Source organism: Streptomyces canus (assembly GCF_001514145.1).
GTDB classification, from domain to species: domain Bacteria; phylum Actinomycetota; class Actinomycetes; order Streptomycetales; family Streptomycetaceae; genus Streptomyces; species Streptomyces canus.
The window spans coordinates 35052-58211 of the sequence record NZ_KQ948662.1 but is presented as its reverse complement, the minus strand read 5'-3'; the positions used below and the strand labels follow the sequence as shown (position 1 = coordinate 58211).

The 23160-nt window shown below is 70.4% G+C and carries 24 protein-coding genes and 1 pseudogene; 15 read left to right on the top strand and 10 right to left on the bottom strand.

Translation table 11 applies throughout. The features are described from left to right. Positions 1-4: 4 nt before the first annotated feature. Positions 5-673, bottom strand: a complete 669-nt coding sequence (locus AQJ46_RS22835) for a DUF305 domain-containing protein (RefSeq protein WP_059207374.1) — start codon at positions 671-673, stop codon at positions 5-7. 96 nt (positions 674-769) lie between these two features. Here AQJ46_RS22835 and AQJ46_RS22830 point away from each other — a divergent pair, with 96 nt between their 5' ends. Continuing rightward, entirely contained in the window at positions 770-2272 is a 1503-nt protein-coding gene (locus AQJ46_RS22830) for an LVIVD repeat-containing protein (RefSeq protein WP_059207373.1), read from the top strand. Here AQJ46_RS22830 and AQJ46_RS22825 read toward each other — a convergent pair. The 4 genes from AQJ46_RS22825 to AQJ46_RS22810 form a co-directional block, all read right to left on the bottom strand. Continuing rightward, on the bottom strand, positions 2260-2934 hold the full coding sequence (locus AQJ46_RS22825; protein ID WP_057609749.1) for a TetR/AcrR family transcriptional regulator: 675 nt from the start codon (positions 2932-2934) through the stop codon (positions 2260-2262). The two genes, AQJ46_RS22830 and AQJ46_RS22825, sit on opposite strands and share 13 nt — an antisense overlap. A gap of 240 nt (positions 2935-3174) precedes the next feature. Further along, a complete protein-coding gene (locus AQJ46_RS22820; RefSeq protein WP_059207372.1) occupies positions 3175-3867 on the bottom strand; it encodes an HAD family hydrolase in 693 nt (230 codons plus the stop codon). 312 nt (positions 3868-4179) lie between these two features. Continuing rightward, positions 4180-4851 (bottom strand): phosphatase PAP2 family protein, encoded by a 672-nt coding sequence (locus AQJ46_RS22815; RefSeq protein WP_059207371.1) that lies wholly within the window; start codon positions 4849-4851, stop codon positions 4180-4182. Between the two features lie 129 nt (positions 4852-4980). Further along, positions 4981-5511 carry a DUF5134 domain-containing protein gene (locus tag AQJ46_RS22810; RefSeq protein WP_059207684.1) on the bottom strand — a complete coding sequence of 177 codons (531 nt, stop codon included), beginning with the start codon at positions 5509-5511 and terminating at the stop codon, positions 4981-4983. 159 nt (positions 5512-5670) lie between these two features. Between AQJ46_RS22810 and AQJ46_RS22805 the strand changes: the two genes are divergently transcribed. The 3 genes from AQJ46_RS22805 to AQJ46_RS22795 all read left to right on the top strand — a co-directional run bounded on the left by AQJ46_RS22805 (position 5671) and on the right by AQJ46_RS22795 (position 10558). Then, on the top strand, positions 5671-7293 hold the full coding sequence (locus AQJ46_RS22805; RefSeq protein WP_059207370.1) for an FUSC family protein: 1623 nt from the start codon (positions 5671-5673) through the stop codon (positions 7291-7293). Beyond that, on the top strand, positions 7290-7829 hold the full coding sequence (locus AQJ46_RS22800) for a MarR family winged helix-turn-helix transcriptional regulator (RefSeq protein ID WP_059207369.1): 540 nt from the start codon (positions 7290-7292) through the stop codon (positions 7827-7829). The genes AQJ46_RS22805 and AQJ46_RS22800 overlap by 4 nt, the downstream gene beginning before the upstream one ends. A 125-nt stretch (positions 7830-7954) precedes the next feature. Continuing rightward, positions 7955-10558, top strand: coding sequence for a cellulosome protein (locus AQJ46_RS22795; RefSeq protein ID WP_107117322.1), 2604 nt, complete (start codon positions 7955-7957; stop codon positions 10556-10558). Positions 10559-10571: 13 nt separating this feature from the next. On the opposite strand, the gene AQJ46_RS22790 is transcribed toward AQJ46_RS22795, so the two are convergent. Then, complete coding sequence (locus AQJ46_RS22790; RefSeq protein WP_059207368.1) at positions 10572-11894, bottom strand: diacylglycerol/lipid kinase family protein; 1323 nt, start codon at positions 11892-11894, stop codon at positions 10572-10574. A 108-nt stretch (positions 11895-12002) separates the two neighbouring features. Continuing rightward, positions 12003-12395 carry a VOC family protein gene (locus AQJ46_RS22785; RefSeq protein WP_059207367.1) on the bottom strand — a complete coding sequence of 131 codons (393 nt, stop codon included), beginning with the start codon at positions 12393-12395 and terminating at the stop codon, positions 12003-12005. A gap of 71 nt (positions 12396-12466) precedes the next feature. Here AQJ46_RS22785 and AQJ46_RS22780 point away from each other — a divergent pair, with 71 nt between their 5' ends. Beyond that, positions 12467-13003, top strand: a complete 537-nt coding sequence (locus tag AQJ46_RS22780) for a GNAT family N-acetyltransferase (protein WP_059207366.1) — start codon at positions 12467-12469, stop codon at positions 13001-13003. Between the two features lie 24 nt (positions 13004-13027). On the opposite strand, the gene AQJ46_RS22775 is transcribed toward AQJ46_RS22780, so the two are convergent. Next, positions 13028-13711, bottom strand: coding sequence for a glycerophosphodiester phosphodiesterase (locus AQJ46_RS22775; protein WP_057609739.1), 684 nt, complete (start codon positions 13709-13711; stop codon positions 13028-13030). 271 nt (positions 13712-13982) lie between these two features. Here AQJ46_RS22775 and AQJ46_RS22770 point away from each other — a divergent pair, with 271 nt between their 5' ends. The 6 genes from AQJ46_RS22770 to AQJ46_RS22745 all read left to right on the top strand — a co-directional run bounded on the left by AQJ46_RS22770 (position 13983) and on the right by AQJ46_RS22745 (position 19145). Then, entirely contained in the window at positions 13983-15380 is a 1398-nt protein-coding gene (locus AQJ46_RS22770) for a DUF6421 family protein (RefSeq protein WP_057609738.1), read from the top strand. 62 nt (positions 15381-15442) lie between these two features. Then, positions 15443-16192 carry an SDR family oxidoreductase gene (locus AQJ46_RS22765; RefSeq protein ID WP_059207365.1) on the top strand — a complete coding sequence of 250 codons (750 nt, stop codon included), beginning with the start codon at positions 15443-15445 and terminating at the stop codon, positions 16190-16192. Continuing rightward, positions 16189-17259: a threonine aldolase family protein gene (locus tag AQJ46_RS22760; RefSeq protein ID WP_059207364.1), complete on the top strand. Its 1071-nt coding sequence runs from the start codon at positions 16189-16191 to the stop codon at positions 17257-17259. The genes AQJ46_RS22765 and AQJ46_RS22760 overlap by 4 nt, the downstream gene beginning before the upstream one ends. Before the next feature lie 42 nt (positions 17260-17301). After that, complete coding sequence (locus AQJ46_RS22755; protein ID WP_079072396.1) at positions 17302-17814, top strand: GNAT family N-acetyltransferase; 513 nt, start codon at positions 17302-17304, stop codon at positions 17812-17814. 60 nt (positions 17815-17874) lie between these two features. Then, complete coding sequence (locus AQJ46_RS22750; protein ID WP_059207362.1) at positions 17875-18447, top strand: transglutaminase-like domain-containing protein; 573 nt, start codon at positions 17875-17877, stop codon at positions 18445-18447. 8 nt (positions 18448-18455) lie between these two features. Further along, the gene (locus AQJ46_RS22745) at positions 18456-19145 is read left to right on the top strand and encodes a B3/B4 domain-containing protein (protein ID WP_059207361.1); all 690 of its coding nucleotides are present in this window, start codon (positions 18456-18458) and stop codon (positions 19143-19145) included. 21 nt (positions 19146-19166) lie between these two features. Here the strand turns inward: AQJ46_RS22745 and AQJ46_RS22740 are convergent, their stop codons facing one another. Next, positions 19167-19895 carry a lysophospholipid acyltransferase family protein gene (locus tag AQJ46_RS22740; protein WP_057609733.1) on the bottom strand — a complete coding sequence of 243 codons (729 nt, stop codon included), beginning with the start codon at positions 19893-19895 and terminating at the stop codon, positions 19167-19169. 183 nt (positions 19896-20078) lie between these two features. Then, positions 20079-20495: a DUF4395 domain-containing protein gene (locus AQJ46_RS22735; RefSeq protein WP_059207360.1), complete on the bottom strand. Its 417-nt coding sequence runs from the start codon at positions 20493-20495 to the stop codon at positions 20079-20081. A 74-nt stretch (positions 20496-20569) separates the two neighbouring features. On the opposite strand from AQJ46_RS22735, the gene AQJ46_RS22730 reads away from it, so the two are divergent. From AQJ46_RS22730 to AQJ46_RS22715, 4 genes and pseudogenes are all read left to right on the top strand, one after another. Next, complete coding sequence (locus AQJ46_RS22730; RefSeq protein WP_062051245.1) at positions 20570-20983, top strand: TlpA family protein disulfide reductase; 414 nt, start codon at positions 20570-20572, stop codon at positions 20981-20983. Between the two features lie 208 nt (positions 20984-21191). Next, complete coding sequence (locus AQJ46_RS22725; protein ID WP_059207358.1) at positions 21192-21701, top strand: flavin reductase family protein; 510 nt, start codon at positions 21192-21194, stop codon at positions 21699-21701. A gap of 226 nt (positions 21702-21927) precedes the next feature. After that, entirely contained in the window at positions 21928-22716 is a 789-nt protein-coding gene (locus tag AQJ46_RS22720) for an electron transfer flavoprotein subunit beta/FixA family protein (protein WP_059207357.1), read from the top strand. A 73-nt stretch (positions 22717-22789) separates the two neighbouring features. Beyond that, positions 22790-23160, top strand: a pseudogene (locus AQJ46_RS22715) (electron transfer flavoprotein subunit alpha/FixB family protein); the annotation flags it as partial.

The window sequence follows — 23160 nt, the reverse complement described above, 5'->3', positions numbered from 1 at the left end:
GTGTTCAGAGCATGTCCCGCATCCGGTTGATCTCGCTCGTCTGCTGGGCGACGACGTCGTCGGCCATCTCCTCGATCCGGATGTTGTTGCCCTGCCCCTTCACGTCCGTCGCCATGGTGATCGCTCCCTCGTGGTGAGTGATCATCAGCGTGAGGAAGAGCTCGTCGAACGCCTTCCCCTTCGCCGCGCGCAGCTTCTTCAGCTGGGCCTCGGTCGCCATGCCCGGCATCGTGGCGTGCGTGTGGTCGTCGCTCTTCTCGGGCTGGTCGTACTCCTTCAGCCAGGCCCTCATGGCGTCGATCTCCGGACCTTGTGCGGCCGAGATCCGCTCGGCGAGTGCCTTGAGCTTCGCCGACTCGGCGCGGTCCGGGGCCAGTTCGGTCAGTTCCAGCGCCTGGGCGTGGTGCTCGATCATCATCCGCGCGTACGAGACGTCCGCCGAGTTGGGAGTGTCGTCGTCGGCCCGCTGCTCCTGAGCGTCCTGAGCGGACAGCGTGCGGTTCGCCTCGCCCGGCTTGCCCGGCGCCAGCACCGAAGGCCCGGTCGCCGAGACCGACTTGGGATCCGCGCCGGAATCGCAGCCCCCGAGGGCCAGGGCTGCGAGAGCGGCCAGGGCCGCCGTCAGCAGGGGCGCGCGGCGGAAAAGCACAGTAGTCACCCGTGGTCCCTTCATTACGAGTTCGTTGCCCTCTGTTGATCTGTGCATGGTGCAGACGATACTGCGGTGACGCGTGAACCGTTCCACATGAACGGCACAGGGAGGAAAACAGTGATCCTGTTGAAAGAGTCCCGAACCCGGCACAGACGACTGGGAGTTGCCGCGGCCGCCGCGGGTCTCCTGGCCGCGCTGCTGACCGCAGGACCGGCCGTCGCGACCCCCGACCCCGGGGACGGTCCGACCGCGGGCAAGGGGGTCTCCCAGAGCACCGAGGCCGAGGTGAAGGCGGCGATCACCGACGGCGAGATACCCGGCCAGGACGAGATCGTCCACTCCGACAACATCGAACACCTCGTCAACATCCCCAAGGACGCACTGCCCGGCACCAATTCGGACCTGGCCTTCCAGGGCAAGTACGCCTTCTCCGGCAACTACGACGGCTTCCGCATCTTCGACATCAGCAACCCGAAGGCACCGAAGACCATCGCCCAGGTGCTGTGCCCCGGATCGCAGAACGACATCTCCGTCTCCGGGAACCTGCTGTTCCTGTCCACCGACTCCTCGCGCAGCGACAGCAGTTGCAGCAGCACCACCCAGCCCGCGACCGAGAAGTCGTCGTGGGAGGGCATGAAGGTCTTCGACATCAGCGACAAGAGGAACCCGAAGTACGTCGCCGCCGTGGAGACCGCCTGCGGCTCGCACACCCACACGCTGGTGCCCGAGCGCAGGAACGTCTACCTCTACGTCTCCTCGTACTCGCCGAACGCGACCTACCCCGACTGCCAGCCGCCGCACGACGGCATCTCCGTCATCAAGGTGCCGCGGAACGCGCCCGAGAAGGCGGCGGTCGTCAGCTTCCCGGTGCTCTTCCCGGGCGAGGGCCCCGACGGTGGCGGCAACCCTGGTGCGCCCACCAACCCGGGCGTCTCCAAGACCACCGGCTGCCACGACATCACGGTGCTTCCGGACAAGGACCTGGCGGCGGGCGCCTGCATGGGTGACGGCATCCTGTTCTCCATCAAGGACCCGGAGAACCCGAAGGTCATCGACCGGGTGCAGGACAACGTGAACTTCGCGTTCTGGCACTCGGCGACCTTCAACCAGAAGGCGAACAAGGTCGTCTTCACCGACGAGCTGGGCGGCGGCGGTGCGGCCACCTGCAACGCGCAGATCGGTCCGAACCGCGGTGCCGACGGCATCTACGACATCGTTGGCAAGGGCGACAAGCGCAAGCTCGTCTTCCGCAGCTACTACAAGATCCCGCGCCACCAGGCCGGCACCGAGAACTGCGTGGCCCACAACGGCTCGCTGATCCCGGTCAAGGGCAAGGACCTCATGGTCCAAGCGTGGTATCAGGGCGGCGTCTCCGTCTGGGACTTCACCATCTCCTCGAAGCCCAAGGAGATCGCGTACTTCGAGCGCGGCCCGCTGACCACCGACGCGCTCACGGTGGGCGGCTCCTGGTCGGCGTACTACTACAACGGCTACATCTACTCGAACGACATCGCCAAGGGCTTCGATGTCCTGAAGCTCAGCGACCGGCGCACGGATCCCGCCAAGAAGGTGCGGCTCGGCGAGCTCAACGTTCAGACGCAGCCGGACTACTTCGACTGATCCCCGGATTCCCGGCCCGTCTCGAAGAAACGCGACAGATCCCTGTCGTACGTCCCGTCGGGCGCCTCGGTGCCCGGCGGGACGCCCTGCTCCCAGTCCAGCCGGTAGCGCGTGAACAGCTCGGCGCGCAGCGTCGCCAGAGACATCGGGACGTTCGGTACGACCATCGCGTAGACCGCGCCCATGAGTTGCGAGCGCAGCATCGGGTAGTCGGTCTCGACCGTCTGCGAACCGTGCCGTTCCATCGTGTCCCGCAGCAGCTCGGCGAGGCGCTGCTGTTCCGGGCACTGCACGAACCCGTCGGTGTCCAGCAGGCCCGCCATGTGCTGGCGCATCAGCACGGTCCGGTCCCGGGCCAGGCCCAGGACCGCGTCGATGGCCCGGGCCATCCGCTCCCGGCCGTCCTCGGTGCGCGGCTCGCGCTCCAGGGCCTCCTCCAGCGTGCGGTGCATGAGCCGGTGCACGGCGGACTGCACGAGTTGGCGCTTGCCGGGGAAGTAGTACGACACCAGACCGCGTGCCGAACCGGCCCGGTCCGCGATGTCGCCGAGGGTCGTGGCCTCGTAACCGCGCTCGGAGACCAGCTCGATTGCCGCCTGCAGGAGCCGCTCCCGGGAACGGCGGCGCAACTCTTCGTTGACCGAGGCGCTGCGCGGGGACATGCGGTAACTCCTGCGTTGACTGGCTCTCAGCCAACTATACTCAAATGCGTCCGGACCGGCCCGCGAAAGGCCTGGTCGGGGCTGCCGCCTGCTCTGGGCGACGCGGGGGATCGTCCAGGGTGGGCGGGTAAACGCCCCAATGGTGTCCTCAGGCGACCACTCCGGCGGGGTGACCACCCCGTTTTCGGACATCTTTCTGGTGTCGATTCCGGGCGTCGGCTCCAAGTGCCGACCCGGGTCTCAGCCCACCAGGTCGAGGACCGGCCGCAGGCCGTCGGGCCGCTGCGCGGTCGGCAGATGATCCACGAAGTGCACCCCGCAGCCCAGCGCCACCGCACCGCCGTCCGCCCGCCGGTCGTCGCCGACCATCAGGACGTCCCGGGGCTCGACACCGAGCGCGGTGCAGGCGGTCTCGAACAGCCGGGGGTCCGGTTTCTGGACGCCGTGTTCGTACGACAGCACATACACGTCGACGTACGGATCGAGTCCGTGTGCGCGGAAGACGGGTCGCAGGTCCCAGCCGATGTTGCTGACCACACCCACCCCGATCCCGCGCTCCCGCAGCGCGCGCAGGACCTCTGCGGCGTCGGGATACGGCTCCCAGGCGGCGGGGGACATGTGCCGGTCGTACAACGCGTCGTGCAGGGCGGGATCCGGCAGCGGGACCAGTCGCGAGAGCCCGGTGTACGCGGCCCGGTGCAGCTCGGCACTCTCGTCCCGGATTCCCCATACGGCGGCGACCTCGTCCGGCATCGGCGCCCGGGGCGCCAACCCACCGGGCAACGCCCCCGCTCTCTCCAGCTCCAGCGCGGCTCGCGTCAACTCGGCCTCGGCGAGGGCAAGTCCCGCCTCGTCGAGAGCAGCCCTCAACCAGGACTCGGTGGACTCGATCCGGAAGAGGGTTCCCGAGAAGTCGAACAAGACGGCAGTCATACGATGATCTTACGGGCCTGCGTTCCACCCGACGGGGGCCTCGCCCCCGCAGAACACGCGGACGAAGTCCGCCCCACACACGATCGACCGCCTGGCACGAATCGAGGTCCGGGCAGTAGCCCGTGGAGTGGTTGGTGACCTCGTGGACCGTCCAGCGGCCCGGGCGAACCCCATCCCGCCGGCGGCGGTCGAGGGCGACGACGAAGGTGAAGGGTTCCGAGGCCTCGGCCGGCGGGCCCTCGCCGTCCGGCCGTACCGTCGAGCGCAGCTCGGGCGGGCCCACAAAGCCGTAGACCCGGGTCGGGCCGTCGTTCACGGCCGGTACCGCTGGTGGACCATCACCGCCAGTGTCACCAGCATCGCGCCCAGCAGCCAGCCGCCGAGCACGTCGGAGGGCCAGTGGACGCCGAGCCAGATACGGGTCAGGCCGACACCGATCACGGAGATCACCGCGAGGGCCAGGGCCGTGAACCACAGGGCGCGGCCGGCGCCGTAGTGGTGGAGGAGCCACAGCAGGAGGCCGCAGACGACCGTGGCCGTCAGGGCGTGGCCCGACGGGTAGGCCGCGAAGTGCGCGGTGTCGACGGGGTCGGGCCAGACGGGGCGCGGGCGGCCGACCGCGGCCTTCAGGACCTGCTGGAGCAGTGTGCCCAGCGCACAGGTGGCCGCCAGCCATACGGCGGTCCACCTGGCGTTGCGCCGCCACACCAGCCACACCACCGCGACCGCAGCCACGATGCGCATCGCCCAGGGGTCCCAGACCCAGTCCGTGAGGATGCGGAAGGCGTGCGTCACCCCCGGCTCGTCGACCGCCCAGCGGTGGGTGGTGTCGGCGATGTCGCCGTCCACGGTGAGCAACGGATGCCACTCGACCGCGACCAGGACGAGCAGCAGTACCGAGCACAGGGCGAGGACACCGGTAGCGCGGGCGGCGGTCCGGTGCTCCGGGGTGCGGGGCGGGGAGTCGACGGACGGCGTGTGCATAGTGCGATCCTCGCCGACCGGTGTGGCTTGAGGCCAATTCCGGGGCGGGCGGAGGGCGAACACGTCCCGGTTCTTGTCGAGTTCGAGCCGTACGCGGCGTACGCCGTCCCCATGCCCGGGCCGGCCGCCTCAGAGCGTCAGCAGCATGGCCACCATCGCGATGCCCATCGACAGCCGACACGCACGCGCGAGTTCGGGTCGGTCGCCCCAGCCGACGGTTCCGCCCTCGGCGGTCACCGGTATCAGGCGGGCGCCGGACAGCAGGACGTAGCCCGCGAAGTAGAGGAGCAGTACGCCCGTCACCACGGGGACTCCCGCGCCCCCGTGGTGCCCGGGGGAGGCTGCCATCACCACCGCCATGTAGACCATCGCCCCGGCCCCCACCAGGTGGTGCAGATGATGGCTGCTGGTGCGCGCCGCCCACAGCGTGCGCAACGCGGCCCCGCCGAACACGGCCGCGCAGAGCGGCCAGGCCCACGACGGTGGCGTGAACGCGGCGGCGGGTACGGCCATCGCGGCCATCCCGAAGCCCATCAGCGCCTCACCGCCCGCGGCCCGGCGCTGTTCCTCGACGCTGCTGCGCATCCGCAGCAGGCAGTACGCCCCGGTCGCCGCGCAGAGCGCCACCAGCAGCCAGCCGGGCGAAGCCGGTCCGTGCACGCCCACCTCCCCGCTCGACGTCGGTCAAGAAATGCCCGGGCCGTGCGGCGCGCAATCGAGCGCAAGGGTGTACGCGGGGAGCGTGCGACGGAGCACAGCAGGTCAGAGAGGCCGCAAGTCGATCGTTTACTAGTAAAACACCTGCTAAAGTATTGACTTATGAGCAGTGCGACCCCCTTTGCCCGCACCCCGCGCGTCCGCCGTCTCCCGCTGGCCGGTGTGCTGCGGCTCGGCAGGCCCTCCGACATCTGGTTCAAGCCCGCCCTGAGTGTGGTCGTCGCGGTCGCCCCGCCGAACCTGATCCTCCTGGCCCTCGGCCGACTCGACCTGGCGATGTACACCATGGCCGGGTCCCTGTGCGCGCTGTACGCCCACCACCGGCCCTACGCCGCCCGGGCCCGCGCCCTGGCCGGGGTGGTGCTCGGCATGGTCGCCGGCCTCGGTGTCGGTCTGGTCGCCGCCTCGCTCAGCGGCAGCGCGGTGGTGCTGGTCACCGTCGGCGCGATGGTGGCCGCCGCACAGAAAGCGCTCTGTGACGCGACCCGGATCGGCCCGCCGGGCCATGTGGTCCTCACCTTCATCAGCTCCGCCTCCCTGTTCGCCCCGCAGACCCTCGCCCAGGTGCCCGGCCACCTCGCCCTGGCCCTCGCGGCGGGCGCCTGGGCCTGGCTGGTCGGCATGGCCCCAGGCCTGTTCCGGCCGCACGGCCCGGAGCGACGGGCCACCGCCCACGCGCTGAACGCGGCTGCCGCGTACGCGGAGAACCGGCGCCCGCACGCAAGCGGAACCGCCCATGCCGCCGTGCAGGCCGCCTGGCAGACCCTTCTCTCGGCCGGCGCCCGCTCCGAGACCCGGCGGGCCCTCGAACGTCTCGTGGTCCGCGCCGAGGTCGCCCTCGCCGCTCCCGCCGACGCGGATCCGCACCGCCTGCGCGCCTGGGCCGGCGAACTGCGTGGCACAGGGCCGGTCCCTCGGGCGCCGTACGACAGCGAACTCCTCGGCGTGGAGGCCGAACTCGCCGCCCCGGCCCGCCGCTGGTGGCGTGCCCTCGGACCGCTTGCCCCGATCGCGATGCGCACCGCCCTGGGCTGCGCCCTCGCCGGTTACGCCTCCCTCGCGCTCGGCATCGGCCGCCCTTACTGGGCGCTGGTCACCGCCGCCTCGCTCTACCAGGCCAACGTCACCCTCACCTGGAGCCGGGGCGTCCAGCGCGTCGTCGGCAACCTCGTCGGCGTGCTGGTGTTCGCCGCCGTGGTCCCGCTCGCCCACCTCGGGCCCGCCGCCCTCGTGCTGTGCTGCCTCGCCTTCAACTTCGGTGCCGAGGCGCTCATGGGCCGCAACTACTGGCTCGGCAGCATCTGTGTCACGCCGATGGCGCTGCTCATCACCGAGTTCGCCGGGTACCAGGAGCCGGGCCGGCTGATCACCGAGCGGGTCGTGGACACCCTCGTCGGGGCGCTGGTCGGATTCGTCGCCGCCATGGCCGTCACCAACCGGCGCGCGGGCGATCGCGTCGAGCACGCGCTGGCCGCCGTGGAACGCGCCCGCGCCCGCGCCGCCCGCCTTCTCGCGGAGCCGCACCCCGCTCCCGGCAGCCTGGACGCGGCCCACCGCGCCCTGGCCGCCGCCCTGGTCGACCTGCGCGCAGGCGTCGAGGCCGCCTCGGGCGAATGGTGGCAGCGTGCCCTGCCCCAGGAGAGGGTCGTACGCGCCGAACAGGCCGGACACCGTACGCTCGCCGCGACGATCCGGCACCACAGAGCGGAGGGCGCACGCCCATGACGGCACCGAACGGACGACCGGAGGAACCGGCGAGGCACGACACCGTCGCCGCCGTCGTCCGGCAGTGGCAGACCGTCCACCCCGGCCTCGACACCGGCCCCATGGAGATCATCGGCCGGGTCAACCGCTGCGCGGCCCTCCTCCAGCAGGCCGAGGACGCCCCCCTGCGCCGGGCGGGACTCAGCCGTCCCGAGTTCGACCTGCTCGGCGCGCTGCGCCGCACCGGCCACGAGCTGACCCCCGGTGAGCTGGCCCGCGAGACCTTCTCCTCCGGCGCCGCCGTCACCAAGCGGCTCAAGCAGCTGACCATGCGGGGCCTGGTGGAGCGCCGGGGCGACACCCGCGACCGCCGCGTCGCCCACGTCCGGCTCACCGAGGCCGGCCGCGACCTGGTCGACGGGATCCTGCCCGAGCAACTGGCGTACGAGACGGCCGTGCTGTCCGTCCTGACCCCCGAGGCGCGGGACGAACTCGCCGGCCGGCTGGGGGAGCTGCTCGGCCGACTGGAGGGAAGTCTGGGAGTGCTCCGCTCCTGACGGCTCCGACCTGCGGTTTCGGAAGTTTCGAAGCCCGCTGCCTGTTGACGTGGTCCCTCCGCGCTTTCTACGTTCGTCCAGGTCGGTGCGGATCATCGACTGTCGTACGGAATGTCGAACGAAGGATGGATGCCGTGGCAGCCGAAGGCCCCGCCCCCGAGAAGCTCACCATCGATCTCGGGACCGAGACCGGGCCTTTCCACGGGGGAGCGAGCGGCACCCTCTACGGGCTCTACGGCGACGGCGTGCCCAGCCGCGTCGTGGTCGAGGGCATGTACCCGCGCACGGTGACGACCAAGGCCCAGGACGGCACCCAGCATCCCGGAGGCGACGCCCTGGAGATCCTGCCGGCCTTCGTCGCGGCGGGCGGCAAGGACGTCTACGTCTACCTGCCCGACTTCTACCGGGGGTTTCCGTACGAGTGGCCGGGTGCCACGGGCGAGGAGCGGCTCGCCGGACATCTGGACGTGATCCGCCGTCAGGTCGAACACGTCCTGACCCTGGGGGAGTTGAAGGACCACGTCGTGTACGTGCCGTTCAACGAACCCGAGGGCAACATGTTCGGCGAGGGGGAGTGGAGCTACGACCAGGTCTCCTGGCGGAACCGGCCGGACCCCTACTTCGCCGCCTGGGAAGCCGCCTACCGCCTCATCAAGGACCTCGACCCGGACGCGCGCGTGGCCGGGCCCAACACCTGCATCCTGTACCCCGAGGTCAGGGACTTCCTGGAGTTCGCGAAGGCCCACGGCGTGCTGCCCGACATCGTCACCTGGCACGAGCTGTCCTCGCCCGCCGAGGTCCGCACCAACATCGCCAAGTACCGGGAACTGGAACGGGAGTTGGGCATCGGCCCGCTGCCCGTCAACATCAACGAGTACGCGCACAACTACCACGTCTCCGTGCCCGGACAGATGATCCAGTGGATCGCCGCGATCGAGGAGTCGAAGGTCGACGCCGACCTCGCCTACTGGAACATCGCCGGCAACCTCAACGACTCGGCGGTCGAGGCGAACAAGGCCAACGGCCAGTGGTGGCTCTACAACGCCTACGGGCAGCTGACCGGCAACACCGTCCGCGTGCTCGCCCCGCACCCCAACGAGCAGTACACCCTCCAGGGCGTCGCCACCCTCGACCGGGACAAGCGACAGGCGCGGGCGCTGTTCGGGGGAGCGGACGGCTCGGCGGACGTCGTCTTCGAGGACGTGGACGCGGAGGTGTTCGGTGCCGTGGTCCACGCCCGTCTCGTGGAGATTCCCTGGACGGGGCAGGTGGGCGCCGCAGAGCAGCCGTTGCGACTGCGGGACGAGGAACTGCCGGTCGCGGAGGGGAAAGTGACGCTCGGTCTCACCGATCTCGACGCGATGTCCGCCTACCAGGTGATCCTGTCGCCGGGTGGCAACGGGGCCGTGGCCCTGCCGCCCGCGGTCCGCTGGAGGCGGACGTACGAGGCCGAGGACGCCGGCTACACGGGAGACGGTTACTCGAAGAACGGCCCGGAGGGGTCCCCGTCCGCCGTCGACCGGTTCGCGACCTCCGGTGGCTACCACGTGGGCGGCCTGCGCACCGGCTCCGACGGCGTGCTCGCCTTCGACGTCGAGGTGCCGCAGGACGGGACGTACGACCTCGCGGTGTTCGCGGGCTCGCACAACCTCGCCGACCTGGTGCGCGAGCAGGGCCCCACCAACGTCTTCCTGCGCGTCGACGGCGAGCATCCTCGCGAACTGCGGCTGCCGCTCGGCTACAAGTGGGCGGTCTGGGGGCACACCGACACCCGGGTGGAGCTGACCGCGGGCCGGCACCGGATCACCCTCGCCGCCCAGGACCCCGACCTCGGCGTCACCAAGGGCGACGCGGTCGTCGACAAGCTGGACCTCCTGCTGCGGAGCGAGGACGAAACCGTCCTGTACGACGCCGAGTTCGCGGACCTCGGTGGCGGGGCCCGGGTCAGTCACGCCCATCGCGGCGCCTCGGGGCCCGGGGTCGCCGTGCTCCCGCGGGGCGGCACCGTCACCTTCTGGACGTACGCGGCCGACGACGGCGAGGCCTCCGCGACCGTCGACCTGCTCGGGCCCGGAGAGGGCGTGTGGAGTGTCAACGGCGAGGAGATCGGACGCGTCGAGCGCGGCGCCGTACCGCTCTTCCTGGCCGGGGGCGTCAACAAGGTGACGGTCACCGGGACGTCGGACCGGCTGATCGTCGACCGGCTGCGGATCGCCCCTTCTCGCGGCCTTCTACCCAGCACCGCGTACGCCGCCGAGCAAGGCGTCCTGACCGGCACGGCGAGGGTGACCGGTTACCCGTACGCCGTCGGTGGCAAGGCGGTTGACGGCATCGGCGCCGGGCCCGCGAACGCGCTCACCCTGACCGTCACGGCGGACCGCCCCGGACGCCACGCGCTGACGATGCGCTACTCCAACGGCGAGCAGCCCCCCTCCACCCACTACAACCCGGACCCGGTCTGCCGCCACGCCGACATCCGCGTCAACGGCGGCCCCGCGCACCGCGTTCTGTTCCCCACCACCTTCCACTTCAACAACTTCTGGAACCTCTCCGTGCCCGTCACCCTGCGCCCGGGCCCCAACACGATCACGTTCACCGCCGACGAACTCCCCGACTTCGCCGGCGACACCACGAACGCGTTCGGCCAGCGCTCCGCCCACGCCCCCGTCATCGACCAGGTCACGGTGACACCGCTCGCCCCCACGGGGGCTGAACTGCGTACCCGCTGACGAGGGAACCGGCTCACGCCCGCCCGGCCGTCGCCGCCAGTTTGCGCAACTGGCGCCAGTTCAGGCGTGGTTGCGCCTCCGGCACACCCGGTCGTTTCCTCGGGACGTGGACGCGGAGCGCCCCGGGAACGATGCGGCAGTGGACCGGGGTGGGCAGGACCAGGGCCTCGCCGTCGACGCCGACCTCGATCTCCGGCTGGTCGGCGTCCACGACCACCTCCCGCGCGGACAGGACCGCGAGACCCTCCGGATCGGGATCGAGCAGCAGCGCCGCGGCCTCGGCCGCACTGTCCACCTTGACGCCGAGGATGCCGAGCAGCCCCGAGTCGAGCCGCTCGCGGCGGCCGAGGCCCACCGGGTCGCCGGTGCGGTAGGCGTTGTTGCTCACCAGCACGGCTTGCGGGCCGTCGAGCGTCGTGGCGTCGATCCGCGCGGTCAGACGGGGGCCGCGCTGCCGGGTGAGCAGGTCGGGAAGGAGGTCCAGAGTGGTGCCGATCTTGTCGTCGCGGTAGGCGGGACTCTGGACGACCGCCGCGTACGCGCCGAAGGAGGCGTTGTTGACGAAGGGATGGTCCGCGGCGAAGCCGAGATCCACCCGGAGTTCGACGCCGTCGGTGAGCGCGTCGAGACAGGCCGCGGGGTCGGCGCGGTCGAGGCCGAGGTCCATCGCGAAGTGGTTGCGCGTACCGGCGCAGACGACGAGGAACGGCAGGTCGTGTTCCGCGGCGACGGCGGCGACCAGTGCCTGGGTGCCGTCACCGCCCGCGACGCCCAGCAGGTCCGCGCCCTCCGCCACGGCCGCCCGGGCCAGCGCGGTCACGTCCTGGTGCTGCTCCGGGTCGAGCAGCACGACCCGCGCGCCCAGCCGTTCGGCCTTCTCCCGCAGACCGAACCGTTCCACCTTCCCGCCTCCGGAGCGGGGGTTCATGAGCAGGAAGGGCCGCCGCACGGACCGCGCCCGGTGCTCCTTCATCCGCTTGGGCCGGGTGCCGGTGCTGCGCAGCGCGTACCGCCCGCTCCACACGGCCACCGCCCACAGCACCGGCGACAGCACGAGCACCCATCCCAGGGTGACCACGAAGAGGACGACGACCAGGGTGGGGGTGACGGCCGCGAGCACCGCCGCCAGCCAGCGTGCCGGGCCGCGCCGGGTCAGCGTCCACCACACCGCCGCCGCGGTGACGGCCCCGCCCGCGAGCCCGGCCGCCAGCAGCAGTACGCCGTCGAGGCCGCCGTACCCGAGCGGGAGCAGCACCGCGAGGGCGGCCGCCGCCAGGGCGATCCTGGCCGCCCAGCGCTGCCCGTGCCAGGCCGGGGCGTTCAGGTCCACGCTCATGTGCTCCTCCACTGCTCGACGCCCTCGGGGCCACGGCGGTCGGCGGAGCATATCCAAGTCGGCGAAACGGCCGGCACCACGTGTGATGCCGGTCGGCGGAGGCCGCGTTCAGATTCCGGGCCGGTACCGGATCGGGTGGTCCGACGGCACCTCCACCAGCACGATCGGTGTGCCGTCCGGGTCCGCCACCCACATCTCGACCAGCCCCCACGGCTCCTTCACCGGGGGCCGTACGATCTCGACGCCCTTGGCCAGCAGTTCCTCGTGCGCAGCGGTCACGTCCGGGACCTGGAGCCACAGCCGGACGTCCGCGGCCGGTGGCGCCTCGGACCGTCCCGACAGCTCCAGGAATCCGCCGCCGAGGAAGTAGACGGTGCCCCGCTCCGGGCCCGTGCCGAACTCGCGGTACACGGCGAGGCCCAGCTGATCGCCGTAGAAGACTCGGGAACGCTCCGGATCCGTGGGCCGCAGCACGACGCGGCCGCTCAGTACGTGCACCATGCGGGCGAGCCTAACCGGGGCGTTACTCTCGACCCTGCCCCAGTCGTGCCCCTGAAGTGGAGACGCGCCCCATGGAGACCACCGCCGGCCTCACCTTCCGTGACGCCACCGACTCCGATGTGGACACGCTCGTCGCGCTGGTCGAGTCGGCGTACCGCGGAGACGACAGCCGGGCCGGGTGGACCACCGAGGCGGACATCCTGGAGGGGCAGCGGACGGATCCGGAGGGTGTGCTCGCGGTCATCAAGTCGTCCGACGGCCGGCTGCTCACGGTGGAGCGGGACGGCCAGGTCGTCGCCTGCTGCCAGCTCGAACACCGGGGCACGTACGCGTACTTCGGGATGTTCGCGGTCAGTCCCACACTTCAGGGCGGCGGTCTCGGCAAGGTGATCATCGCGGAGGCGGAGCGGATCGCCCGGGAGACCTGGGGGGTGACCGAGATGCACATGACCGTGATCTCGGTGCGGAACGACCTCGTCGCCTGGTACGAGCGGCGCGGCTACCGCCGTACGGGACAGATGACACCGTTCCCGTACGGCGACGAGCGCTTCGGCGTTCCGCGGCGCGACGACCTGCAGTTCGAGCTGCTGGTCAAGCCACTGGTGTGACGTTCCTGCCCCGGTTCACGTGGTTCACGCGGTGAAGCGGCCGGTGCGTTTGATCTCCGGGTAGTCGGTCGTCGCGCCGTCCAGTTCCAGGGCCCGCACCAGCCGCAGATGGTCCTGGGTGTTCACCACCCAGCCGATGATCTTCAGATCCGCCTTGCGGGCCGCCTCGACGACCTCCAGGGTGATCCGGCGGATGTTCAGGCAGACCGTGCCCGCACCGGCCTCGACGGCACGCTCCACGATGTCGGGGCCGAACCGGCTGCCGATCAGCGCGGTCCGTACGCCGGGCACCAGGCGGCCGATCTCGGCGATCGCCTCGTCGTGGAACGAGGACACCTCGACCCGGGAGACCAGATTTCGCCGGAGCATGACCTCGGCCAGAGCCCGGGCCGCCGCGATGTCCTTGATCTCGGCCTGGAGCGGCGACCGCACGGCGTCCAGGACCTCCTCGAACACCGGGACGCGTTCCCCGCGGCCGGCGTCCAGGGCGCGCAGTTCGGTGAGGGTCTTCTCGGCGATCGGGCCGGTTCCGTCGGTCGTGCGGTCCACGTCGGTGTCGTGCATGACGACGAGAGCGCCGTCCTTGCTCAGATGCAGATCGAGTTCGATGAGGTCGAGGCCGGCCTGCTGGGCGGCGACGAAGGAACGGAGGGTGTTCTCGGGTTCGGTACCCATGACTCCGCGATGACCGATGGTAAGGAAGTTCAAGGTTCAACTCGCTTCCGTCGACGGCGGCTCGGTGCAAAGCCGCAGCCTAACGGCTACGCCGTGTGATGGACCCGTACGTACACGAGGGATCGCGGTGATGTGCGGGAGAGTGATCTCGCTTACCCGGAATCCCCGCGTTCATGGCACTCGACAGGAAAAAGTTCGGTGACCATTGGCGTGGGCAGGATAATTTCCCGAGACTGCTCTTGCTGGACGGAAGCTCGTATGTATACGGTCTCCATACGCGAGTTTCTCCCGTGGAGGATGGGACATGACGGAAATTCTTGTGCAGGCGGCTTCGGGGGACCAGGTTCCTCCCGTGACCAGGGTGGTGGAGCACCCGGCATGGCCCGTGCTCAAGGATGCCGTGGAGCGGATCCGGCCATGGCAGTCCAAGGACGGGGCGATCGACTTCGGGGCCGAGAGCGCGCCCGCGCGCGGGGACGCCGAGGCCGCCGTACGGCGTGTCGTCGACGCGGTGCAGGAGCTGTCGCCGTTGCTTCCGCACGACGCCGACTACCACGCCGCCCTCGTCAAGGACCTCCGGCGCTGGTCCGAGGGCGGCTTCGAGGTGCCCGACTTCCTCGACTCCCTGCTGGCCTTCCAGCCCGCCGCGAACCGCGCGGACGGCCTCCAGCACCTGGTCGTCTTCCCGATGTACACGCAGAACGGCAACCCGGACCGCAATCTGGAGGCGGTCGTGCTGCGCATGGTCTGGCCCGAGTGGCTGGCCGACCTGGAGCGCACGCGCTACGACAACCCGCTGTTCTGCGGCATCAAGTTCGAGGACTTCACCGCCGGTTACGACACCAACTCGGCCGTCCTCTTCCCCGAGACGATCGCCGTGCGCGAGGCGCCGGAACGCTTCTCCTGGGGCGGTATCTTCTGCGACCGCGAGGCCGCCCGCTTCCGCCGGGTCACCGACGCGGCCGTCGACATCCTGGGCCTGGAGCTGCCCGAGGACATCGCCGCGATGGTCCACGACCAGAAGCGCTGCGAGGAGGCCTTCGTGCTGTGGGACATGGTCCACGACCGCACCCACAGCCACGGCGACCTGCCCTTCGACCCGTTCATGATCAAGCAGCGCCAGCCGTTCTGGATGTACGGCCTCGAAGAGCTGCGCTGCGACCTCACCGCCTTCAAGGAGGCCGTGAAGCTGGAGGCGGACGGCGTTCCGCAGGCCCGTGACGTGCAGTACGCGGTCCTCTTCGACCGGATGTTCCGCTTCCCGGTCACCGGTGAGCGCGTGCGCAACTACGACGGGCTCGGCGGCCAGCTCCTCTTCGCCTACCTGCACAAGCACGACGTCGTCCGCTGGACCGACAACAAGCTGTTCATCGACTGGCAGCGCGCCCCCGAGGTCACCAACCAGCTGTGCGCCGACATCGAGCAGCTCTACCGCGACGGCATCGACCGCCCGAAGCTCGTCCACTGGTTCGCCGGCTACGAGCTGGTCTCCACCTACCTCGCCCCGCACCCGGGCTCCAAGTGGGCCAAGGGCCCCGATGCCCTCGACCTGTCGCTGCCGCCCCGGAAACTCGTCGACGACGTGCTTCCGGACGAGTTTCCGCTGAGCATGTTCTATGAGGCCCTCTCCAAGAAGCTTCGTCATGTGATCGCCTCGACCCGGGGCATCACGGCGCAGAACGCCGAGCGGGTCGCCGCGTGAGCGATCGCGGCACCGGGAACACTGCACAGGCCGCCGAGGCGGCTGCTCAGGAGGCGAAGAACATGGCGGGGAACGGAGCTCTCAGCGGTGCGGTGATCGCGGTGGCCGGCGCGGGCGGGCCCGCGGGCCGCGCGGCACTGCTGCGGCTGGCCGAGGCGGGCGCGACCGTCGTCGGCGCGGACAACGACCCGGAGCGGCTCGCGGAGGCCGTGGACGCGGCACGCTACGCGTCGGGCGGCGCCAGCGTCACCGGCGAGCCGGTCGACCTGCTGGACCTGGGATCCACCCGGGACTGGGCCGAGCACATCGAGAAGGACTTCGGGCGCGTCGACGGCCTGGTCCACCTCGTCGGCGGCTGGCGCGGCAGCGAGACCTTCATCAAGTCGAGCCTGGACGACTGGGACTTCCTGGAACTGCTGCTCATCCGCACCGTGCAGCACACCTCGCTCGCCTTCTACGAGGGCCTGCAGCGCAGCGACCGCGGCCGCTACGTCCTGATCAGCGCCGCCGGCGCGACGAAGCCGTCCGCGGGCAATGCCTCGTACGCCGCCGCCAAGGCCGCGGCCGAGGCCTGGACGCTCGCTCTCGCGGACGCCTTCCGCAAGGCCGGGGGCGCCGACGGGCCGACGTCCGCGGCTACGATCCTGGTGGTGAAGGCGCTGGTGCACGAGGCCATGCGCGCCGACCGGCCCAACGCGAAGTTCGCGGGCTTCACGGACGTCAGGGACCTGGCCGATGCCATCGCCGGTGTCTGGGACAAGCCCGCCGCCGAAGTGAACGGAAACCGTCTGTGGCTGACCGAGAAGCCGTGAACCCCCCGAAGACCGACGCTCGTCGCCATCACGACCCGCAGGTCCGCGGCTTCGCCAGCGACAACTACGCCGGGGCCCACCCGGAGGTGCTTGCCGCCCTGGCCCTGGCCAACGGCGGGCACCAGGTCGCGTACGGCGAGGACGACTACACCGAGAACCTCCAGGGCGTCGTCCGCAGCCATTTCGGCGCCACGGCCGAGGCGTTCCCGGTCTTCAACGGCACCGGCGCCAACGTCGTCGCGCTCCAGGCGGTCACCGACCGCTGGGGCGCGGTGATCTGTGCCGAGAGCGCGCACATCAACGTCGACGAGGGCGGTGCCCCCGAGCGCATGGGCGGCCTCAAGCTGCTCAGCGTGCCCACCCCGGACGGCAAGCTCACGCCCGAACTGATCGACAAGCAGGCCTGGGGCTGGGAGGACGAGCACCGCGCGATGCCGCAGGTCGTCTCGATCACCCAGTCCACGGAGCTCGGCACCCTCTACACGCCCGACGAGATCCGCGCGATCTGCGACCACGCCCACGCGCACGGCATGAAGGTCCACCTGGACGGCTCCCGCATAGCCAACGCGGCCGCTTCCCTCGACGTCCCGATGCGGACGTTCACCAACGCGGTCGGCGTCGACATCCTCTCCCTGGGCGGGACGAAGAACGGTGCCCTGTTCGGCGAGGCGGTCGTGGTGATCAACCAGGACGCGGTCTCCCACATGAAGCACCTGCGCAAGCTGTCGATGCAGCTCGCCTCCAAGATGCGGTTCGTGTCGGTGCAGTTGGAGGCCCTGCTCGCCAAGGACCTGTGGCTGCGCAACGCACGCCACTCCAACGAGATGGCCCAGCGCCTGGCGGAGGGCGTCCGCGCCGTCCACGGTGTCGAGATCCTCTACCCGGTCCAGGCCAACGGCGTCTTCGCCAAGCTCCCGCACGACGTGAGCGAGCGCCTCCAGAAGCGCTTCCGCTTCTACTTCTGGGACGAGGCCGCCGGCGTCGTCCGCTGGATGTGCGCCTTCGACACGACCGAGGACGACGTGGACGCGTTCGTGGCGGCGCTGAAGGAGGAGATGGCGCGCTAGGGCGCGTACCGAACCGGAGGCGGTCTGTGCTTGCATGCCGGGGTGGACAAGACGCAGAGCCGGGTCCGGCCGAGGACCGATGACGACGTCGAGGCATGCGTGCGGGTGCTGGCGGAGGTCCACCGCCGCGACGGTTACCCGGTGAACTGGCCCGCCCGGCCCGGCGAGTGGCTGTCGCAGGAGGCCGCACTGGGCAGCTGGGTCGCCGAGCTGGACGGCCGTGTCGCGGGCCACGTCAGCCTCTCCCGCAGCGGCGAAGGCGACGTGGCCCCTGTCCTGTGGAGCGAGCGGAACGGCACGAGCCGGGAACAGGCCGCGGTGGTGGGCCGGTTGTTCGTCGCCCCGCAGGCGAGAGGGCACGGGATCGGTGCCCTGCTGATGGGCCGAGTGGTGGCGGAGGCCCGGCACCACGGCCTGCATCCGGTGCTCGACGTCGTCGCGTCCGACACCGCCGCGGCGGCCCTGTACGAACGGCTGGGCTGGACGAGGCTGGCCACGGTCGAACAGCGCTGGAGCCCGTCCCAGGTGGTCGCCGTGCATTGCTACGCTGCATAAATATACGGAGTTCCGTAAATCGATTGACCCGGAGTGATCGTCTTCCTATGCTCTGCGGGCATGGAGCTGATCCAGAACACCCCCGACCTTTTCGCATACCTGGCCGCCGACGAGGTCATCGACCACCACCACCCGGTCGTCCGAGAGGTGGCCGCGCGCCTCGCCAAGGAAGCGGTCGACTCGTATGCCTATGCGCGGCTGGCCTTCGAATTCGTCCGTGACGCCATCCCGCACTCCCAGGACTCCGGCGATCTCCGCGTGACCTGGCGGGCCTCCGACGTCCTGGAGCAGGGCACCGGCATCTGCTACGCCAAGGCCCACGCGCTGGCCGCCCTGCTGCGCGCCGAGGACATCCCGACCGCCCTCTGCTATCAGAGGTTCGACGTGGTGCACGGCCTGGTCGCCGTGCGGTTCAACGGTGCCTGGCACCGCCAGGACCCCCGGGGCAACAAGCCCGGAGTGGACGCCCAGTTCTCCCTCGACGGAGAGCGGTTGGCCTTCACGCCCGACCCGGAGTCCAACGAGATGGACTACCCAGTCCTGTACGCTGAACCGCACCCGGCCGTCCTGAGCGTCCTCAAGGCCGCCCCCGACCGGCCGTACCTCTGGAAAACACTCCCCACCGCACTCTGAGGCACCCGATGACCCTCTCCCTGACCGTGTCCGACGAAGTGCGCGCCCTCGCACCCGGCTTCAGGCACCTCGCCATCGAGGCCCACGGACTCGTCAACGGGCCCAGCACCGACGCCAGTTCGGCACTCCTCGACGAGGCGGCCCGCCGTCTGGCTGTACGTCTGGACGGGCGCGCCCCGCACGAGGACCCGCACATGGCGGCCTGGCGGGAGGGCTACACGGCGTTCGGCTCGAAGCCGTCACGCACCCGCAACTCGGCGGAGGCGCTGGCGAAGAGGGCCCTGTCGGACGCGGGCCTGCCCCGCATCAACGTGCTGGTCGACCTCTACAACGCGATCAGTGTCGCGCACCTCGTCCCCGTCGGCGGCGAGGACCTCGATCGCATCCGGGGCGGGATGCGGCTCGTACGGGCCACCGGCGACGAGGACTTCGTGACGGTGGCCGGAGGAGAGGAGACCATCGAGCACCCCGACGCCGGCGAGGTGATCTGGCGGGACGAGGAAGGTGTGACCTGCCGCCGCTGGAACTGGCGACAGGGCCCCCGTACGAGGCTCACGGAGGAGACGGTCTCGGCAGTCTTCCTGCTGGAGGGCATGGCCCCGATGCCGCTCGCCGACATGGAGAAGGCGGCCGCCGAACTGGCCGAACTGCTCGAGAAGTTCAGCCCGGGCGCGCAGATCACCACGGCGTCGCGGTAGCCCTCGACCCGGACGGCCCCGCTACCGAGCGTCGGCCTCGCGCACCTGCTCAGGTGTGGGCGCCGTACCCCCGAGATGCGCCGGCATCCACCAGGTGTCGTCCGGTCCCTTGGGGCGCACGGGATAGGCGCGCTGGGCCGCTTCCAGCAACTCGTTGACCCGCTCCCGCACTTGCCGCGTGATGGCCCCGGCGTACTTGTCCCGAGAAGCCTCGATCGCCTCGCCCACCCTCATGGTGATCGGGATGTGGCTGCGCTTGAAGTTGCGGGGGTGTCCCTTGGTCCACAGCCGCTGCGTACCCCAGACGGCCATCGGGATCAGGGGGACGCCCGCCTCCTGCGCCATCCGCGCCGCACCCGACTTGAAGCTCTTCAGCGTGAAGGACTGCGAGATGGTCGCCTCCGGGAACACCCCGACGATCTCGCCCGACCGCAGTGACTCCAGGGCGTGCGCGTAGGCCGTCTCGCCCTGCGTGCGGTCGACCGGAATGTGCTTCATCCCGCGCATCAGCGGACCGGAGACCTTGTGGCGGAAAACGGACTCCTTCGCCATGAAACGCACGAGACGCTTCTGCGGGAGCGCGGCCAGGCCGTTGAAGACGAAGTCCAGGTAGCTGATGTGATTGCTCACCAGCACGGCGCCGCCCGAGCGCGGGATGTTCTCCGAACCCCGGCAGTCGATCTTGAGGTCCCAGGCCTTGAACAGGGCCTGGGCGAATCCGACGACGGGACGGTAGACAAGCTCTGCCATGGGCGGGGTGAGCCCTTCCTGCTCTGCCTGGGAAGCTCCCGGCATTAAGTTACGCAGCCGTAGGTTTACGGCATCTCGCAGATCGTGCCCCAAGAACGGGCGGGGAGCCAGCCCTGGTGCCCGCACGGCGAGAGATTCTCGTCACTTCCGCCCTGTGATCGACCTTGGGCTTTTAAGCCCCCTTTACTCCGCGCGTACGGTCACCCGCCGCACGAGCAGGTACATCTCGCATCCCAGGCAGTACCCGAACGTGGCGTTGAGGAAGGCCGCCGCCAGTGCCGCTCCGGTCGCCGCGAGCCCGAGCCACTCCGGTCCGATCCCGTACCCCACGAGTCCCAGACCCGCGAAGGCGAGTCCCACCGCCTGCGCGAACCGCGGCGGTTCCGGCGCCTCGAACTCGGTCGGCGGCCCGATCCGTGGGCGTACGGCCTTACGGAACAGCCAGCCGTACGGCGAGCGGCCCACCCCGCCCGCCGCGCCCAGAGCGAACGCCAGTGTCTGCCAGGCCAGCAGCCAGACGCTGCCCGTGATCAGAACGGCCGCCAGCACGACGGTCGTCACGGCCGCGCCGAAGCGCGGCCCCCTTGCATCAATGTCCATGAATCAAGCATTCCGCAACGGGGAGACTTGGGGGAGGCGGGAATCTTTGCAGTCTCGTGAATGCTGTGCAGGTGATGACCGGACTTGTGGTGTGCGTGGCGGTGCTCGCGGCGGCGAGCGCCTATGGGGTGCTGCAGCGGCGGCGGAGCGGGAGAGTACGGGTGCGCGGGCGGGACGACGGCAAGAGGCTCGGCGCGGCCGAGTTGGGCGAGGAGCTCGGCGAACGCGCCACGCTCGTCCAGTTCTCCAGCGCCTTCTGCGCGCCCTGCCGGGCGACCCGGCGGGTGTTGGGCGAGGTCGCGGGCATGGTCCCGGGCGTGGCCCATGTCGAGATCGACGCCGAGAAGAACCTCGACCTGGTCCGCGAACTCGACATCCTCAAGACGCCGACCGTACTGGTCCTCGACGCCGACGGCCGGGTGGTGCGGCGGGCCACCGGCCAGCCGCGCAAGGCGGACGTCATCGCGGCGGTCGGGGAGGCGGTTTGACACCGGGTGCGCCGACGGTGAGGCATCTCCCATATGCCGGAACGTACTTGACTGTGCACCGCACCTATCGTCAGCCTGACCGTATGCCTACGGAACTCCTTCTGTTCGGGCGGGTCCACGTCGACCTCGCCCGCACCGCGAGCGCGCGCTGTCCGGCTTGTTGAGCAGCCACGGTCCAGCTCGACACTCCTCGCAGAAGGAAATGCCCATGACGGCCACGCCCGACCTCGGCGCCCCTCGACTCGCCTCCCCCGACCTCCTGCGGTCCGTCTTCCGGCGGCACGCGGCGGGCGTCGCCGTGATCACCGCGAGCGGTGACGCCGGCCCGGTCGGCTTCACCGCCACGTCCCTCGCCTCGGTCTCCGCCGAACCGCCGATGCTCTCCTTCGGGATCGGCACGGGCGCCTCCAGCTGGCCCGCGATATCCCGGGCGGACCACGTCGGCGTCCACATACTCGGCGACCACCAGGAGGAACTGGCCGCCACGTTCGCCCGCAGCGGCGCCGACCGCTTCGGCGCGCCCACCGCCTGGCGCGAGGGGCCCGAGGGGGTGCCCGTCCTCGACGACGTCCTCGCCTGGCTGGTGTGCCGGGTCGTCGCGCGCGTGCCCGCCGGGGACCACCGCGTCGTGCTGGCCGAGGTGCGGCTCGGCGACCCCGCAGGCGCCGGCCGACCGCTGCTCTACCACCAGGGCCGGTTCAGCGGCCTGCGCGACTGATCGGCTCATCGCCCCTTCCGCTGTGGTGCGCGGCCGTCGAGTTCCGATTACGCTGCGTTGCGAAGGTCACAGTTCAAAGCGCTTGCTTAGCGGGCGGGAACTGGTTGTACTGGTGAGTAATATTGCGGTCGGAGCGCAGCCCGCCCCGACCGGGATCGGCCGCTTGGGGCGCCTATGCTGCCTGCAAGAGGCAGCCGAAAAATGACGATGCAGTAGGAGAGCCGGCGTGAGCTTGAGGATCGTTGTCACTGTGAAGTACGTGCCCGACGCCACCGGCGACCGGCACTTCGCCGATGACCTGACCGTCGACCGGGACGACGTGGACGGTCTGCTCTCCGAGCTGGACGAGTACGCGGTCGAGCAGGCGCTGCAGATCTCCGAGAACTCCGACGACGACGTCGAGGTGACGGTCCTGACCGTGGGTCCCGAGGACGCCAAGGACGCGCTGCGCAAGGCGCTGTCGATGGGCGCCGACAAGGCGATCCACGTCGAGGACGACGACCTGCACGGCACGGACGCCATCGGCACCTCCCTGGTGCTGGCCAAGGCCGTCGAGAAGGCCGGTTACGACCTGGTGATCTCCGGTATGGCCTCCACCGACGGCACGATGGGCGTGGTCCCGGCGCTGCTGGCGGAGCGTCTGGGTGTGCCGCAGGTGACCCTGCTGTCCGAGGTCTCCGTCGAGGACGGCACGGTCAAGGGCCGCCGCGACGGCGACTCCGCCACCGAGCAGCTGGAGGCCTCTCTCCCGGCCGTGGTGTCGGTGACCGACCAGTCGGGCGAGGCGCGTTACCCGTCCTTCAAGGGCATCATGGCCGCCAAGAAGAAGCCGGTTCAGTCCTGGGACCTGTCCGACCTGGACCTGGAGGCCGAGCAGGTCGGCCTGGCCGGCTCCTACACCACGGTCGACTCCGCCACGGAGCGCCCGGCCCGCACCGCCGGGACGATCGTCAAGGACGAGGGCGAGGGCGGCAAGCAGCTTGCCGAGTTCCTCGCGAGCCAGAAGTTCATCTAAGGGTCACTGGCCCGCTGAGGCTCAACCCCGTACCGCCCCCTCAAGACTTCGCAATCCGCAGGAGAGCATTCCCATGGCTGAAGTTCTCGTCTATGTCGATCACGTGGACGGTGCCGTCCGCAAGCCCACCCTGGAGCTGCTGACGCTGGCCCGCCGTATCGGCGAGCCGGTCGCCGTCGCGCTGGGTGCCGGTGCCGCCGGCACCGCCGCCGTGCTGGGCGAGCACGGCGCCGTCAAGGTCCTCACCCACGACGCCTCCGAGTACGCCGACTACCTGGTCGTACCCAAGGTCGACGCCCTGCAGGCCGCCGTCGAGGCCGTCTCCCCGGCCGCCGTGCTGGTGCCGTCCTCCGCCGAGGGCAAGGAGATCGCCGCCCGCCTCGCGCTGCGCATCGGCTCCGGCATCATCACCGACGCCGTCGACCTGGAAGCCGGCGACGAGGG

Bases quoted from the DNA above. Each gene is read 5' to 3' on its own strand.
- AQJ46_RS22765 (WP_059207365.1), top strand. From the start codon at position 15,443: ATGGCGGGGAACGGAGCTCTCAGCGGTGCGGTGATCGCGGTGGCCGGC.
- AQJ46_RS22740 (WP_057609733.1), bottom strand. From the start codon at position 19,895: ATGGCAGAGCTTGTCTACCGTCCCGTCGTCGGATTCGCCCAGGCCCTG.
- AQJ46_RS22795 (WP_107117322.1), top strand. From the start codon at position 7,955: ATGGATGCCGTGGCAGCCGAAGGCCCCGCCCCCGAGAAGCTCACCATC.
- AQJ46_RS22805 (WP_059207370.1), top strand. From the start codon at position 5,671: ATGAGCAGTGCGACCCCCTTTGCCCGCACCCCGCGCGTCCGCCGTCTC.
- AQJ46_RS22770 (WP_057609738.1), top strand. From the start codon at position 13,983: ATGACGGAAATTCTTGTGCAGGCGGCTTCGGGGGACCAGGTTCCTCCC.
- AQJ46_RS22725 (WP_059207358.1), top strand. From the start codon at position 21,192: ATGACGGCCACGCCCGACCTCGGCGCCCCTCGACTCGCCTCCCCCGAC.
- AQJ46_RS22825 (WP_057609749.1), bottom strand. From the start codon at position 2,934: ATGTCCCCGCGCAGCGCCTCGGTCAACGAAGAGTTGCGCCGCCGTTCC.
- AQJ46_RS22785 (WP_059207367.1), bottom strand. From the start codon at position 12,395: ATGGTGCACGTACTGAGCGGCCGCGTCGTGCTGCGGCCCACGGATCCG.
- AQJ46_RS22730 (WP_062051245.1), top strand. From the start codon at position 20,570: ATGACCGGACTTGTGGTGTGCGTGGCGGTGCTCGCGGCGGCGAGCGCC.
- AQJ46_RS22735 (WP_059207360.1), bottom strand. From the start codon at position 20,495: ATGGACATTGATGCAAGGGGGCCGCGCTTCGGCGCGGCCGTGACGACC.
- AQJ46_RS22835 (WP_059207374.1), bottom strand. From the start codon at position 673: ATGAAGGGACCACGGGTGACTACTGTGCTTTTCCGCCGCGCGCCCCTG.
- AQJ46_RS22800 (WP_059207369.1), top strand. From the start codon at position 7,290: ATGACGGCACCGAACGGACGACCGGAGGAACCGGCGAGGCACGACACC.
- AQJ46_RS22815 (WP_059207371.1), bottom strand. From the start codon at position 4,851: ATGCACACGCCGTCCGTCGACTCCCCGCCCCGCACCCCGGAGCACCGG.
- AQJ46_RS22780 (WP_059207366.1), top strand. From the start codon at position 12,467: ATGGAGACCACCGCCGGCCTCACCTTCCGTGACGCCACCGACTCCGAT.
- AQJ46_RS22820 (WP_059207372.1), bottom strand. From the start codon at position 3,867: ATGACTGCCGTCTTGTTCGACTTCTCGGGAACCCTCTTCCGGATCGAG.
- AQJ46_RS22790 (WP_059207368.1), bottom strand. From the start codon at position 11,894: ATGAGCGTGGACCTGAACGCCCCGGCCTGGCACGGGCAGCGCTGGGCG.
- AQJ46_RS22745 (WP_059207361.1), top strand. From the start codon at position 18,456: ATGACCCTCTCCCTGACCGTGTCCGACGAAGTGCGCGCCCTCGCACCC.
- AQJ46_RS22750 (WP_059207362.1), top strand. From the start codon at position 17,875: ATGGAGCTGATCCAGAACACCCCCGACCTTTTCGCATACCTGGCCGCC.